General features: G+C 31.2%; 15 protein-coding genes. 6 read left to right on the top strand and 9 right to left on the bottom strand.

What is annotated here, in order from left to right; genetic code table 11:
• The first annotated feature begins 73 nt into the window (after nt 1-73).
• Nucleotides 74-1,129, top strand: coding sequence for a ferredoxin--NADP reductase (locus tag FEF17_RS05455; protein ID WP_139001335.1), 1,056 nt, complete (start codon nt 74-76; stop codon nt 1,127-1,129).
• 31 nt (nt 1,130-1,160) lie between these two features.
• Here FEF17_RS05455 and FEF17_RS05450 read toward each other — a convergent pair whose 3' ends face one another.
• A complete protein-coding gene (locus tag FEF17_RS05450) occupies nt 1,161-2,180 on the bottom strand; it encodes a glycosyltransferase family 9 protein (RefSeq protein ID WP_246046790.1) in 1,020 nt (339 codons plus the stop codon).
• 50 nt (nt 2,181-2,230) lie between these two features.
• Nucleotides 2,231-2,836 (bottom strand): DUF4254 domain-containing protein, encoded by a 606-nt coding sequence (locus tag FEF17_RS05445; RefSeq protein ID WP_139001334.1) that lies wholly within the window; start codon nt 2,834-2,836, stop codon nt 2,231-2,233.
• A gap of 145 nt (nt 2,837-2,981) precedes the next feature.
• On the opposite strand from FEF17_RS05445, the gene upp reads away from it, so the two are divergent.
• A complete protein-coding gene (gene upp, locus FEF17_RS05440) occupies nt 2,982-3,641 on the top strand; it encodes a uracil phosphoribosyltransferase (RefSeq protein WP_139001333.1) in 660 nt (219 codons plus the stop codon).
• On the opposite strand, the gene FEF17_RS05435 is transcribed toward upp, so the two are convergent.
• On the bottom strand, nt 3,630-4,553 hold the full coding sequence (locus FEF17_RS05435) for a DUF6427 family protein (protein ID WP_139001332.1): 924 nt from the start codon (nt 4,551-4,553) through the stop codon (nt 3,630-3,632). The two genes, upp and FEF17_RS05435, sit on opposite strands and share 12 nt — an antisense overlap.
• A 68-nt stretch (nt 4,554-4,621) precedes the next feature.
• On the opposite strand from FEF17_RS05435, the gene FEF17_RS05430 reads away from it, so the two are divergent.
• Complete coding sequence (locus tag FEF17_RS05430; protein ID WP_139001331.1) at nt 4,622-4,849, top strand: DUF6341 family protein; 228 nt, start codon at nt 4,622-4,624, stop codon at nt 4,847-4,849.
• Here FEF17_RS05430 and purD read toward each other — a convergent pair.
• On the bottom strand, nt 4,844-6,115 hold the full coding sequence (gene purD, locus FEF17_RS05425) for a phosphoribosylamine--glycine ligase (RefSeq protein WP_139001330.1): 1,272 nt from the start codon (nt 6,113-6,115) through the stop codon (nt 4,844-4,846). The two genes, FEF17_RS05430 and purD, sit on opposite strands and share 6 nt — an antisense overlap.
• A gap of 87 nt (nt 6,116-6,202) precedes the next feature.
• Between purD and FEF17_RS05420 the strand changes: the two genes are divergently transcribed.
• From FEF17_RS05420 to FEF17_RS05410, 3 genes are read left to right on the top strand one after another with little or no spacing between them, the layout of a single operon-like run.
• Nucleotides 6,203-7,522, top strand: coding sequence for a phenylacetate--CoA ligase family protein (locus tag FEF17_RS05420; RefSeq protein ID WP_139002144.1), 1,320 nt, complete (start codon nt 6,203-6,205; stop codon nt 7,520-7,522).
• Entirely contained in the window at nt 7,519-8,610 is a 1,092-nt protein-coding gene (wecB, locus tag FEF17_RS05415; RefSeq protein WP_139001329.1) for a non-hydrolyzing UDP-N-acetylglucosamine 2-epimerase, read from the top strand. The genes FEF17_RS05420 and wecB overlap by 4 nt, the downstream gene beginning before the upstream one ends.
• 2 nt (nt 8,611-8,612) lie before the next feature.
• Entirely contained in the window at nt 8,613-9,779 is a 1,167-nt protein-coding gene (locus FEF17_RS05410; RefSeq protein WP_139001328.1) for a glycosyltransferase family 4 protein, read from the top strand.
• Here FEF17_RS05410 and FEF17_RS05405 read toward each other — a convergent pair.
• Genes FEF17_RS05405 through FEF17_RS05385 form a run of 5 tightly spaced genes read right to left on the bottom strand, consistent with a single transcriptional unit; the run spans nt 9,776 to nt 15,534 of the window.
• Nucleotides 9,776-11,074: an exopolysaccharide biosynthesis polyprenyl glycosylphosphotransferase gene (locus FEF17_RS05405; RefSeq protein WP_246046789.1), complete on the bottom strand. Its 1,299-nt coding sequence runs from the start codon at nt 11,072-11,074 to the stop codon at nt 9,776-9,778. The genes FEF17_RS05410 and FEF17_RS05405 overlap by 4 nt on opposite strands.
• Before the next feature lie 52 nt (nt 11,075-11,126).
• On the bottom strand, nt 11,127-12,113 hold the full coding sequence (locus FEF17_RS05400; RefSeq protein WP_139001326.1) for a UDP-glucuronic acid decarboxylase family protein: 987 nt from the start codon (nt 12,111-12,113) through the stop codon (nt 11,127-11,129).
• A complete protein-coding gene (locus tag FEF17_RS05395) occupies nt 12,110-13,423 on the bottom strand; it encodes a UDP-glucose dehydrogenase family protein (protein WP_139001325.1) in 1,314 nt (437 codons plus the stop codon). Before FEF17_RS05395 ends, FEF17_RS05400 begins: the two co-directional genes overlap by 4 nt.
• Before the next feature lie 7 nt (nt 13,424-13,430).
• Nucleotides 13,431-14,348 carry a WD40 repeat domain-containing protein gene (locus FEF17_RS05390; protein ID WP_139001324.1) on the bottom strand — a complete coding sequence of 306 codons (918 nt, stop codon included), beginning with the start codon at nt 14,346-14,348 and terminating at the stop codon, nt 13,431-13,433.
• The gene (locus FEF17_RS05385) at nt 14,335-15,534 is read right to left on the bottom strand and encodes an O-antigen ligase family protein (protein ID WP_139001323.1); all 1,200 of its coding nucleotides are present in this window, start codon (nt 15,532-15,534) and stop codon (nt 14,335-14,337) included. Before FEF17_RS05385 ends, FEF17_RS05390 begins: the two co-directional genes overlap by 14 nt.
• Nucleotides 15,535-15,537: the final 3 nt, after the last annotated feature.

Raw genomic sequence — 15,537 nt, 5'->3', positions numbered from 1 at the left:
ATATTTCAACTAAATGTTACAACCAAAATTAAAATTTACAAACCACTTCACTATTTTTGTCAAAAATTAATTCATGTCATCATTCCACACACTATCGGTTAAAGCTATAAAAAGAGAAACCGAAAAAGCAATTAGTATATCATTTAATTTGCCTGATAACTTAAAGGACGTTTTTACTTTTAAAGCGGGGCAGTACATAACATTAAAAACGAAAATAAATGGAAATGACGTACGTCGTGATTATTCATTATGTGTTTCTCCTAAAAGTGGTGAACTAAAAGTCGCTGTAAAGGAGGTTAAAGATGGTACTTTTTCTTCTTTTGCAAATAACATTTTAAAACCGGGTGACAATCTTGAAGTTGCCCCTCCAAAAGGCAGATTTATTTTTGAACCAAACGATTCTAAAACAAAAAATATAGCCGCTTTTGCTGCGGGTAGCGGGATTACCCCAGTACTAAGTATTATTAAGTGTGCCTTAGAAGAAGAGGTTTATAGTAAGGTAATTCTAGTCTACGGTAACAAGTCGACTAGTGACACTATGTTTTTAAACGAATTATTGAATTTACAGCATGAATACAAAGAACGTTTTTCTATTCAGTTTGTATTTAGTCAAAAAGATGAAGACAACTCTATTTTTGGACGTATTGAAAAAAGCACCGTTAATTATGTGATGAAAAATAAGCACAAGCATATTGACGTTGATGCATTTTACTTATGTGGCCCAGAAGCCATGATTCATACTGTAAAAGATGTATTGACTGAACATGGGATAGATGAATCTAGAATTCATTTTGAGTTATTTAAAGCAGCCAAACCTGCAGAGGTTAATGAAGATAAAGTAGTTGCTGGGAAATCTAAAATTACTGTTATTGTTGATGATGAAGAAACTAGCTTCGAAATGGCTCAAAAACAAACCATACTAGAAGCTGCTCTAGATGAAGATTTAGATGCTCCTTACTCTTGCCAAGGCGGTATATGTAGTAGCTGTTTAGCTAGAATAAAAGAAGGAGAGGCTACAATGCGTCAGAATAATATTTTAACTGAAAGTGAAATAGCCGAAGGTCTTATCCTTACCTGTCAAGCACATCCAACATCATCTACTATAGTTGTAGATTATGATGATGTTTAAAATAGCCGTTAGACTATAGAACCCTTTGCTTTTAGATTATTGACTTGATTTTTTCTATAACTCGTTCAGGACTTATAGTCCCTGCAGCTTGTGTATATCCTTCTTCAAATTTATTCCCATAAACTGATGTTGGAATCTTAGGGTACTTTTTTCTATCTGCGAGTAAGGCATAATCTTCTGATTGATTAAATGGTGCAAACCCTGCATAAGGGTGAGTAACTCCCCAAATGGTAATTACTTTAACCCCTAGCATTGCTGCAATATGTGCGTTACCAGAATCCATTGAAAGCATAACATCTAAATTAGAAATGATATCTAATTCTTCATTCATACTTAACTTGCCCGCTAGATTAATCACGTTTTTATAGGAAGACTCAAATTCTCTTAAAGTTTCTTTTTCTCTTATACCACCGCCAAATAGAATGATTTTATAATCCTCTGAAAGTTTTTTAATAACCTCTTCCATAAGATCTAATGGATACATTTTACTATTATGTGCAGCAAATGGTGCAATTCCAATTAAATTTGAAATATCACCCCCAACTATATTTATAAGTTTTTCATTGAGAACTTTTTTCTCAGGGAATGTCGGATTAGATAAATCGATCTTATAACCCAATCCATTGAAAACATCAGCATAACGTTGATGGGTTGTTTTTAGTGGTTTGAAAATTTTACCAGATGTTAACAATCGCTTTTCAGTTCTACCTTTATCTATAGAGATAAAACGTCTACATTTAAGAAACTTTTTTAAAACTTTGCTTCTTAAAACATTGTGTAAATCTACAATAGCGTAAAACCTATTTTCATTAAGTCTTTTAGCTAGCTTAAAAAGACCGTAAGCCCCCTTATGTCTTCCTTTTACATCTGCTTCAAAAAGATTGACACTAGCTAAATCTCTAAAAAAAGGGAAAAACGCCTTTCTTGTTAACATTGTAATAGTTAATTCGGGATGCTGTTGAGTTAGTGCTCTTAGAACAGGAATTGTCATAGCAACATCTCCCATAGCGGAAAGACGTATTACTAGGATATGTTTTTGTTGTTTTGGCATCTCAATCGTATTGTGATGAGATCCTGAAACTTGTTCAAGATGACAACGTATTATTTTTGCGAACGAAGAACAGGATTTAGTTCGTCGTCGTTGTACATTTTCATTTGCTTATAAACTTTCATGTACTTATCTCCTTTTTCAATATCACTTAAAAGGGTATCAATGGCAGTAGATAAATCTACACGTTGTTCCAGTAAAACATCTAGTTTTTTCTTGCAAGCTGCTTTATGGCCTTCAGAAGCATCTTCACGAGTTGCTTCTTCATTCATGTGAAACACTTTAAGAGCTAAAATTGATAATCTATCAATCCCCCATGCCGGGCTTTCAGTATTAATTGTTGCATCTGGTTTAACAGTTACATCTTTATATTTTTCAAGAAAATAGCTATCAATATACTCCACCATATCAGTTCTATCCTGATTCGAAGCATCTATTTGACGTTTCAATTTTAAGGCAGCTACCGGGTCTATTTGTGGGTCGCGGATAATGTCTTCGTAATGCCATTGAACAGTATCAATCCAACATTTTCTGTACAATAAATGTTCAATTAAATCACTTTCTAGGTAACCATTTTCAAAGGGTTGATCTACTGTGTTAATAACATGGTATTTTTTAATGACCTCTTGAAAAATTTTATTAGCTTTATCGGTAAACATATTCGTGAATTTTAAAATACAAAACTACATAAATTATATAAGAAATGTTTACAAAACATCGGCTTTAGAATGACTAGATTTTTTTTGATAATTTATTTTATCTAGGTTTCGTTAACTTTACTTTTCATAATTTATATTTTGAAGCATGCACATTCATAATTTATCCATTCAAAATTCTATTTTAAACTCGTTTATATCTGAAATAAGAGACGTTAACATTCAGAAAGACCGTATGCGATTTAGAAGAAATATTGAGCGCATTGGTGAAATTTTGGGGTATGAAATGAGTAAATATTTAAATTATTCTGCACAGTTAGTTGAAACTCCTCTAGGAGAGTCTAAAACAGATATCTTTGATAATGACGTAGTTCTTTGTTCGATTTTAAGAGCAGGAGTGCCTTTACATAATGGACTTCTTAACTATTTTGACAAGGCCGAAAATGCATTCATATCTGCTTACAGACATCAAACGGATAATCCTGAAAGTTTCGAGATTATTGTTGAATATTTAGCTTGTCCTAATTTAGAGGACAAAACCCTTGTTCTAGCAGACCCAATGCTTGCTACTGGGCAATCTATGGTAGCTACTTTTGAAGCTTTGAAGCCATTTGGAACACCTAAAACAGTTCACTTAATAAGTGTTATTGGCGCTGAAGAAGGTGTGGAATTTTTAAATCAAAACTTTAATAATGATACTCACCTATGGATAGCAACTATTGACAAAACTCTTAATAATAAGGGCTACATCGTTCCTGGACTGGGTGATGCTGGAGATTTATCTTTTGGCGAAAAATTACAACACTAAAATTATAAAAGGGACTAACAAAAGAAGCAGTAAAAATACTTCTTTAAACCATTTCTCTTGAATAACTTGAATGTAATTAGTTATTATTATAGCTAAAGGCGCAAACATAAATATAAATTCACTACCATCTTTCTCTGGAGCAAAAACAACAACAAGAAAAGCTGCTATTAATGCGAACAAAACAATATTAAAAGAAGGTCTAAGCGCTTTCTTTTTTTGTTTTATTGATTTTATAAAAAATAAGGCAGACCAAACTCCGAAAGAAAACAACATAGTTATTGCTACTAGGAATGGTAACGAATTATACACACTATAATCATAGCTGTATTCAGGCAAACTTTTGAACGCACTAAAAAAATCGTTATGAAATAAAATTGAAACGCTAACCACAAAAATAAAAACTGTTAATACACCCGTGAATGGGATAATCCAATGGTTTAGTTTATTATCGGTATAGAGAACTAAAGCCACTATTATTAATGCAAAAAATAAAATTGACCAGAAGTAAAATAATGCTGCAATAGCAATCCAAAAAGCTGCATCGAACAATTTTTTATTTACATTTTTTTGAGAGCGAATACTTAAGATTCGACGTAAAGCCAACAGCACAAAAAAATTGGCACAGAGCATATTAATATTCGTGGTAGTCTGCACTATTGCTAATAAGAATAAACTATAAATTAAAATCTCAAAGTTATTATTCTTAACCAAATTATTCTTGCTCACAATAAAATTAAGAACCCACATAGATATATAACTAATAGCGAAGAGGCCTGATTTTTCAAGTATAAAATCAATGTTAATTGGTTCATGCGTCAACTTTAAAGATGCAACAATAAAAGCCAACAGTGTAATAAAAAAAACAATTATAAAATTAATTGGTTTAGATTTACTAAATATGCTTGTAATCATTAACTGTTTTTGTATTTTTGCCTTGTAAATATACTAACTATAATGTGGTTAGTAAACAATAAAAACACATGAAAGATTTCTTTTACGCTATACAAGATTTGTTTGTAGATGTTTTATTTGCTCCATATGATGCTTTAAGAGCATTGGAGCTGGATAACTGGTTTTTAGCGAATATTGTGTCTTGGCTTTTCTTGATAGTTGGATTTGTAGCCATGTTATATTGGATGAAACAACTAAAAATCTTTAACGACAATAACGAAGAGGATAAAAGTATTTCATCTCACTCGTTTTTATAAATCGAAACCAATATCTTTACGGTAATACATCTTATCAAAATGTAATTTTTCTATACTTTGGTAAGATTTTTTTATCGCCTCTTGATATGAATTTCCATAAGACGTGATTGCCATTACGCGACCTCCAGAAGTTACTATTTTACCATCTTTAATTTGTGCTCCTGCGTGAAATGGTATAGAATCCTTAATAGAATCGATGCCTGTTATTTCTTTTCCTTTTTCATAAGCTTCAGGGTAACCTCCAGAAACTGTCATAATTGTAGTCGCAGCTCTATTATCAATGTCTATTTCAATAGTATCAAGAGTTTGGTTCGCCATAGCTTGCAATACTTCAACAAAGTCATTTTTAAGTCTTGGTAAAACAACCTCCGTTTCTGGATCTCCCATTCTAACATTATACTCAATAACTTTCGGATTGTCACCTACTTTTATAAGCCCAATAAAAACAAATCCTACATATGGCAAATTGTCCTTTTTAAAACCATCAATAGTCGGTTTTACGATACGCTCTTCTATTTTTTTAAGAAAGCCATTGGTAGCAAAAGGCACAGGAGAAACAGCTCCCATTCCTCCAGTATTCAATCCAGTGTCTCCCTCTCCAATGCGTTTGTAGTCTTTTGCTGTAGGTAGGATTTTATAATGTCTCCCATCGGTTAAAACAAAGCAACTCAATTCAATACCATCCAAAAATTCTTCAATAACTACTTTGGTGCTTGCTTCGCCAAATTTAGCGTCGACAAGCATGCTTTTTAATTCTGCCTTAGCTTCATTTAAATCACTTAGAATAACTACGCCTTTACCCGCTGCAAGTCCATCAGCTTTTAAAACATATGGTGGCTTTAACGTTTCTAAGAATGCATACCCTTTTTCTACGTTTTCCTTCGTAAAACTTTCATACGCAGCAGTTGGTATATTATGGCGATACAAAAACTCTTTAGCAAATTCTTTACTTCCTTCTAACTCGGCAGCCTTTTTTTGTGGACCAATAACAGAAATATGTTTTAAAGTATCATCACTTAAAAAATAATCATGAACACCTTGTACCAAAGGATCTTCTGGTCCAACAACAACCATTTCTATTTTGTTACTTAAAACAAGTTCCTTTATGGCATCAAAATCGGTAACCGATATATTGACATTAGTTCCGAGTTGATCTGTTCCCGAATTACCAGGTGCAATAAATAAACTATCACACAAAGGGCTTTGAGCAATTTTCCAAGCAAATGCGTGTTCTCTTCCACCAGAACCAAGGACTAAAATATTCATAGTTTTTGTTGTTTCGGCAAAAATAAAATTAATGCTTCTAATACACGAATATTTTTTATTTACTTTACCAAGAATAAGTCTTTTATGATGAATTTATTTGATTTTTCACTACAAGTGAGCGGTTTCCCAATTAAGGAAGCCTCTCGTGTCTTGAAAACGATTCAGAATAAAGATGAAAGTGCCTTCGAAACTTATTTAGAAACAAAAATAAACGATATTGTAACCTATCACTTAACGAACAATTCATTTTATAAATCCTTTGCGAAAAATGCGAATGTTCTAGATTGGAAATCCATTCCAATAATGACGAAAAAAGATTTGCAGAAACCTTTGAAAGAAAGGCTTTCTAACGGTTTTAATGTAAAGAATGTTTATATAAATAAAACTTCAGGGTCTTCTGGAGATCCTTTTATTTTTGCCAAAGACAAATTTTGTCATGCGTTAACATGGGCACTTATAAAAAACCGTTTTAGCTGGTACAATTTAGACATTAATAAGTCTAAACAGGCTCGGTTTTATGGTATTCCGCTTGATAAAAAAGGTTATTTTAAAGAACAATTTAAAGATAAGTTAAGTAATAGGTTTCGATTTTCGGTATTCGATTTGAGTGATGCTGCCTTTGAAAGATATCTTAAAAAATTCGAAGATACCTCCTTCGAATATATTAATGGCTATACAAGTTCCATCGCGCAGTTTGCTAAATACTTAAAAAGAAGAAACCTCATTCTAAAAGAAATTTGCCCATCATTAAAAGTATGTATTGTAACTTCTGAAATGCTTTTTGATAATGATAAATCTCTAATGGAATTTCAATTTGGCGTTCCAGTTATCAATGAATATGGAGCGTCTGAATTAGATTTAATTGCTTTTGAAAACCCTAAAGGAGATTGGCAAGTTAATAGTGAATCCTTATTTGTTGAAATTCTGGACAATCAAGATAATCCGCTTCCCAATGGCAAAGAAGGACGTATTGTAATTACTTCACTATACAACAAAGCACAGCCCTTTATTCGTTACGATATTGGAGATATTGGTGTGCTTTCAAAAAAGAGTAATGTTAAAACCCCTATTTTAGAACAACTAACTGGTCGAACAAACGATATTGCTGTTTTGCCAAGTGGCAAAAAAGCTGCTGGACTAACTTTTTATTACATTACAAAAAGTATCATTGAAGATGATGGTCTTGTAAAAGAATTTGTTATCGAACAAGTTAAACTAGATACCTTTATTGTAAAATATGTAAGTTATGTAGAGCTTTCAGAAGAAAAAAAGAACATTATTATTACTGAAATGGAAAAATATTTAGAAAAAGGCTTGCAAATAAATTTCGAAAGGCAAGAAAAACTAATTCGTTCAAAAAGTGGTAAATTGAAGCAGTTTACGTCCTATTTAAATCTAAACCCATGAATATTACCATAGTAGCTGGTGCTAGGCCCAACTTCATGAAAATTGCTCCAATAATTGAAGCCATTAAAGAAAAAAAAGAAGGGGGTTACGATATCAATTATCGACTTGTACATACCGGTCAGCACTATGACAAAAACTTAAGCGGTACTTTTTTTGAGGAATTAAATATCCCGCTTCCTGATTCCAATTTAGAGGTAAAAAGTGGCACGCAAGCAGAACAGACTGGAGCCATAATGATTGGGTTTGAAAACGAACTGAAGCAAAACCCTTGTGATTTAGTTATTGTTGTTGGCGATGTAACCTCAACAATGGCGTGTACTATAGTTGCCAAAAAAGCTCATATAAAAGTAGCACATGTAGAAGCTGGCATTCGGTCAGGAGATATGAAAATGCCTGAAGAGATTAATAGAATGGTTACGGATAGTGTAACCGATTATTTTTTCACAACTTCTACTCATGCAAACGATAATTTGAGAAAGAATGGAATTCCTAAATCCCGTATTTTCTTTGTTGGAAATGTTATGATTGATACTCTATTAAAAAATGAGCACAGGCTGAAACAACCTTCAATTTGGCAAACTTTAGGTTTATTTAAAAAAAAATATTTGGTAATGACTTTGCATAGACCAAGTAATGTTGACCAAGAACATGAGTTAAAAAAATTGATTACACAAATAGTGGATTTGGGGAAAGACTTCCCTATTATTTTTCCTGTGCACCCCAGAACTCAAAAACTTTTAAAGAACCTTAATTTAAACTTTAAAAACCTTATTTATGTCGATCCTTTAGGTTATTTAGAGTTCAATTATTTGGTCAAGCATGCTTTAGCAGTCATAACTGATTCTGGCGGTATTACGGAAGAAACAACTGTTATGAACGTGCCCTGTATTACACTTCGTGATAGCACTGAACGTCCAGAAACCTGCGTTATAGGTACTAATATGCTTGTTGGAAACGATTCTGAAAAAATTAAAAACGCCTTTAAAATATTGAATTCTGGAAATTGGAAAAAGGGTAAAATACCAGAATTATGGGATGGTAAAGCTGCTAAGCGAATTGTTAATCATATAACAACTGCTCAAGGTTAAAAATGAAAGACGTACTAATTATAACTAATTATTACCCGCCAGAAACTGGAGCTGCATCAAACCGTATATTTCATCTTGCTGAAGGATTACAACAGCGCAATTTTAATGTCTCCATTTTAACACCATTACCAAACTATCCCCAAGGTAGAATATTTGAACCTTACCGAGGTAAATTTAAACACACATCAAAAGAAAAAAATATTACTATTCATCGCTTATGGATTTACGCAAGTAATTCAAAAAATAAATTTTTACGGCTACTAGCTATGGTTTCCTATAGCTTTAGTTTGGTGTGGTATTTTTGTTTTAATAAGATTCCAAAGAAGGTAATAATACAATCTCCACCATTATTGGTTGCATTTACAGCTTTATTTTTTCTGAGATCGAAAAACCGTAAGTTAATTTTAAACGTTAGTGATTTATGGCCATTAGCAGGTCTAGAATTGGGTGTGTTTAAAGAAAGCTTTGGTTATAAGCTCCTTCAACGCGTTGAATCTTTTAATTATAAAAATGCCAACTTAATATTAGGGCAAAGTGAAGAAATAATTACACACATAAAATCTCAGCTACCAGACAAGCAAACTTTTCTCTATCGTAATTTTCCGAATTTTGAAACTCCTCCTCCTATTCCGAAGAGAGAGTTTACCAATGGTAAGTTCAAAATTGTTTACGCTGGTCTACTTGGAGTAGCCCAAGGTATTTATAAATTATGTAAAGAACTCAATTACTCTAATATTCAATTACATATTTATGGCGCTGGAGCTGAACAAAAAATGATTGAAGGTTTAATTAAAAGCAACAATGACTTGGATATTGTATACCATGGAGAGGTACCTCGAGAAATATTGCACAAGGAATTAATTAAATACGACATAACCATAATCCCATTGCTCAATAGAATTTACGGTTCTGTTCCTTCAAAAATATTTGAATATGCTTATTTAGGTTTGCCCATGATTTATTTTGGAGGAGGTGAGGGTGATGATATTATTAAAACGTACAGATTAGGATGGGTGGCCGATGTTGGGAATTATAATCACTTGAATAAAATTATTAATCAGATTAGCACCAACCAATTAGTTTATGATTATAAATGCAAAATTCAATCTGAAGCTTTTAAAAGTTTTAACTTAGACAAACAGCTTAACAAACTCATTTTAGAGGTCTAGTAAGCTTTTTCTTCTCCCTTCATAGCGTTGATTAGAGTTTGAAAAATTATTTTTAAATCTAGTAATAATGACCAATTTTCAATATAAAAAATATCGTACTTAACTCTTCCAATAATGTCCTTATCTGTTTCAACCTCTCCCCTAAATCCACTGGTTTGAGCTAAACCTGTAATTCCTGGTTTAACAAAATGTCGCACCATAAATTTATCTATTCTTTGAGCATACATATTAGTATGACTTACCATGTGAGGTCTTGGTCCAACCACAGACATATCTCCAAAAAGCACATTAAAAAACTGTGGGAGTTCATCAATGCTAGTCTTTCTGATAAACGCTCCTACTTTAGTTACTCTTAAATCTCCTTTAGTAGCTTGATATAAATGAGCATCTTTGTTTGGTGTCATCGAGCGGAATTTATAACAATCAAACTCTTGATAATTAAACCCATTTCTAGACTGTTTAAAAAATACTGGGCCTTTGGATTCTAATTTAATAAGAATAGCTAAAATTGGTGTTAGCCATGAAAGCACAAAAAAAATAATTCCTAAAGAAAATAAAATATCAAAAAAACGCTTAAAATATTTGTTAACTGGTTCCTGTAAAGGAATAGTTCTAAAGGACAAAACTGGAATATAATCATAGTATTCATACTTTAGTTTTTTAGTATAAATATCTTTATTATCTGGAATAAATTTTAATTCTCTTAAGTTATTATCGGCAAAGTCGACCAACTTATTAATTTGCTTATTAGACAACTCTGAAACTGAAAAATATATTTCGTCAATATTATTAGCGATAATATAATTAAAACAATCCTCCAGAGAATTAGAATCGTTTACATTAAATTGTTGTCTGAAATTATATCCAAAATCCAACCGCGTTTTAAAAGTATTTATTAATTGCCGCGTCTTTTCATTATTTCCAATTACTACAACCTTCCTTATATTTCCTCTTAAAATTGCTCGATATTTTTTCAATAAAAAAAAAGAAAAGAATTTAAAAACTAATATTAAAAGTAAAACTAAAATTAGGTAATTTACCAAAGCCAATCTACTAATGCCTGGTTGTTTAAAAAACCCTATAAAAGCATATAATGTTATGGCAAACACAGAAAATTGCCGAAGTAATAAAGGAATAATTTGAATAATCCTAGCATGCCTCTGTACTTCATAAAAATGATTCTTTATTGAAATAAGTAACCAGGATAATGAAATATAAAGGCAAAACAAATAGGCATTTGTGAGGTTAATTTCGAACCAAAAAATAGTGAAATTCAATATTATTAAATCCATCATTATGAATAATGGTTTAATAAAATTCGAATATCTTCCCTGTTTATACTTCAATTTACTTCTTTATATGATTTTTAAAGTCTTTGTGTTCACTTTTGTATAATTCATCATTTGAAAGCCCTTGAAAATATTCAAATGTTTTTTTCATACCTTCAGCCCTTCCTATGTGTGGTTCCCAATTTAATATTTTTTTAGCTAAAGAAATATCTGGTTGTCTTTGGAGTGGATCATTAACTGGTAAATCCTTATAAATTATTTTTTGGTTAGTTCCTGTTAATTTAATTATTTCTTCGGCAAAATCTTTAATAGTAATTTCATGAGGATTGCCAATGTTGACAGGTTCAACATAGTCACTCAAAAGTAATCGATAAATACCTTCTACTTGATCATCTACATAACAAAATGAGCGTGTTTGAGAACCGTCTCCAAAAACCGTTAAATCTTCACCTCTTAATGCTTGACCCATAAAGGCTGGAATAACTCGTCCATCATTTAACCTCATTCTAGGACCATAGGTATTAAATATTCTTACAATACGTGTTTCTAAACCATGAAATCTATGATAAGCCATAGTTATAGACTCTTGAAAACGTTTAGCTTCATCATATACTCCTCTTGGGCCAATTGTATTTACATTACCATAATAATCCTCAGTTTGAGGATGTACTAATGGGTCGCCATAAACTTCTGATGTTGAAGCGATCAACATTCTTGCTCCTTTTGCTTTTGCTAAACCTAACAAGTTGTGAGTACCTAACGACCCCACTTTTAATGTCTGAATTGGGATTTTCAAATAGTCTATTGGACTTGCAGGTGAAGCAAAATGAAGTATGTAATCTAAATCGCAGTCAACTTTTATAAATTCTGAAACATCATGTTCAATAAATTCAAAACTAGGGTTATTAAACAAATGACTAATATTTTTACTATCGCCAGTAATGAAGTTATCCATACCAATAACTCGATAGCCTTCCTTTAAAAATCTTTCACATAAATGTGATCCTAAAAACCCTGATGCTCCTGTAATTAAAACCTTCTTCATGCTTTTTTAAAATTTCTTCCTATTGATCTATAATAAAAACCTTCTTTTTCCATATCCTCTACATCATATAGATTTCTACCATCGAAAATTACTGGGTTATTTAAATTGTTTTTTAACCTTTCAAAATCTGGCGTTCTAAAAATACTCCATTCCGTACAAATAATTAATGCATCTGCTGATTTTAAGGCTGCATACATATTGGCAGAAAAAATTAATTGGTCACCAAATTGTCTTTTAACATTGGGCATAGCTTCTGGATCAAAAACTTGTACTTTTGCTCCATTTTTTAATAACTCGTCAATTATATATAAAGCTGGAGCTTCTCTTATATCATCTGTTTCTGGCTTAAATGCTAATCCCCAAATTGCGAAAGTTTTGTTTCTAACATCTCCATTAAAATAAGATGTTATTCTAGGAATTAGAATTTTCTTTTGTAAGTCATTTACTCTAATTACAGCATTCAAAATATCAAATTCATAACCTTCATCCTTACCGGATTTATATAATGCTTTTACGTCTTTTGGAAAACACGATCCTCCATATCCTATGCCTGGAAATAAAAAACGTTTACCTATTCTCGAATCAGTACCCATACCAGCCCTAACTTTATCTACATCGGCTCCCACTTTTTCGCAAAAATTTGCAATTTCATTCATAAAGGTAATCTTAGTTGCTAGAAAAGAGTTGGCGGCATATTTAGTAAGTTCAGCTGATTTTTCATCCATAACTATTATTGGGTTTCCTGATCTTACAAACGGTTTATATAATTTTTCCATTAAGGCGGTTGCCTTATCAGAATTAGACCCAATTACAATACGCTCTGGTTTCAAAAAATCGTCAACAGCAAAACCTTCTCTTAAAAATTCTGGATTAGAAACAACATCAAACTCAACATCTGTTACACTAGAAATAACATGTCTAACTTTTTCTGAGGTTCCAACTGGCACCGTACTTTTATCAACTATTACCTTATAATTTTTTAATAATTTACCTATTTCTTGAGCCGCTCCTAAAACATAGGATAAATCTGCAGAACCATCTTCATCTTCTGGAGTAGGCAAAGCTAAAAATATAATGTCTCCATGCTCCAGCCCTTCTTTTAATGATTTTGAAAAATGTAGTCTGCTAGCTTTTATATTTCTATGAAATAGTAAATCTAAATGAGGTTCGTATATGGGCACCTCTCCATTATTCATTCTTTTCACTTTATTTTCATCAATGTCTATGCATAAAACATTATTGCCCGTTTCAGCAAGACATGTGCCTGTAACTAAGCCAACATAGCCTGTTCCTATTATTGATATATTCATTTATTTATTAGTTTAATGTCCATTTTTTTATTGTTTTATCTATGCTACTAGAATAAAACTCATTTTTACTATTGTTTATAATTTTAATAACACTTTGTTTATGATACTTAAGCTTATTTATAATGCTCATGTCATTATAATTAATTATAATTATTTGCCCCTTAAAGGTTCCACAAACTAACTTATCTTCTTGAAAATTTATCATGTTTAAAACGAAATCATTTTCAATTACCAATTTACTTAAACCATTATCAACCTTGTTATAATTAATAACCTCTCCATCAATTGTAGAAAAAATTATTTGTCTTTTATCCATGAAAAAGTCGGTTATCTCCTTACCGTAAGAATAAATTAATGAACTCTTTTCAGAACTTAAATCATAAACATAAATATTACCATGGTCTGCAGCATAATACAACTTATTTCCTTGATATATTATTTTTCTGGATACTGAATTCAACTGGATATCGTGAATAATTTCGAAAGTAGGTTTTTTACTAAAATCAACTACAATTATTTTGTTATTACTTAAACTCAATATAGCATATTTCAATTCTTGAATTATTAAAACGTCTAATGATTTTCCACCCTTATAGTAATATACCTGTTCTACCTTTTTTGATGATTTGTTATAAAACCTCAAACTACAAACATTCTGTATAAACTCATTTGAGACTGTTATTATTTCATTATTCCTTTCATCATTATAAATTTCCAATCCATACCCTCCAATAAAATATGAATGAAACTGACTGCTTTCTACAGATAAATCGTAGTACATTACATTTCTTTTTTCTATGAGAAAAATGGAATCTTTTTCAATAATAAAATCTCTTACTGAAAAACTATTGCTCCTAACTGTTTCCTGAGCAGTTAAGGTAAAAGGTAAAAAAACCAGAAAGCCTAATAAACTAAATATTTTCATTTTGAATAGCGACTAAATAATAATTATAAAATACTGTGCAAAAAACTATTCCATGATGACGGTCTAGTACATTTTCTATATAAAATGTAATTAAAACAATTACTCCAACTCCAATTGCCTCCTTTATACACCTTTTAGATGTTGATTTATTTAGTGTATTTATTGCATTCATAATGAAAATAGCAATAATCAAAAATCCTATTATTCCATATTTGAGAAAAATGGATAAATATTGATTATGACTATTTAGATTGCTGTCCATTAAATAGTACTTTCCATTTAAATAATGCTTTAAGTTTAAAAGGTCTTTTTCCTCCATCTTTAAGTTGCCCACAAATGGTGATTCCTTAATACAGTTAAGGGATTCTTGCCATATCTCTAATCTAAAATCCAATGCTCTCTTATAATTAATGCTCAATTTCTTATTAAAAAGAAAAATCCCTAGGATTAAAACGGAAAAAATTAGAATATATCTTAACGTATTTTTTTTAGAAAAATATGTAATCAAATAACCTATTAAAATAATCGAAAAAATGACTACGGCAACTTTGCTATTTAGCATGAAAATTATTGAAAATGTTATAATTACTATTGATCCATAAATTATGTTCCTTTTGTAAGTGGCACCTTGACTATTAGTAAAATATTTGACCAATAAAAAGTTAATAAAGAACAATAAATACATGGCCAAATAGGTATGATGTATGTCTAATATTCTTTCAAAAGCATTTCTATCAAAACCTATTTGCAAGATGAATGTCATTATCAAAACATACAAACATGCCACGGCTAAACCAATAAAAAAAGAAATAATTAGGCTCATGTTATCTTCTTTAGAACTTAATAACATGGGGATTAGAAAAAACAATGTAAGGTGCGAAAATTCTCCTTCAAAAATACTTATGGTATATGATAAATTACTCTGGCCTACGGAAATTAAAATAATGTAAATAAATAGAAATAACCCTATAAAGCTTGAGCGCCTTAAAGAGTTGACCATAAAAAGCTCCTGTTTAAAAAAAAGTAGCTGAACTAACTTTAGCCCTATAGCAAGAAACAGAAAAAAAGAACTTAAGTTAATTGAAAGGGGCAATAAAAACAAGCAAGCTATAAGCGCTAAAAATGAAAAATTCTTCTCGTAAAAAGCATCTTTAATAGTGCTTCCATTAAATTTTAAAAAATTCATTAT

Origin of the sequence: Hyunsoonleella aestuarii, from assembly GCF_006148925.1 — a bacterium.
GTDB lineage: Bacteria > Bacteroidota > Bacteroidia > Flavobacteriales > Flavobacteriaceae > Algibacter_D > Algibacter_D aestuarii.
Note: the sequence above shows the minus strand (reverse complement) of the source record. Positions and strands in the feature narration are given on the sequence as shown.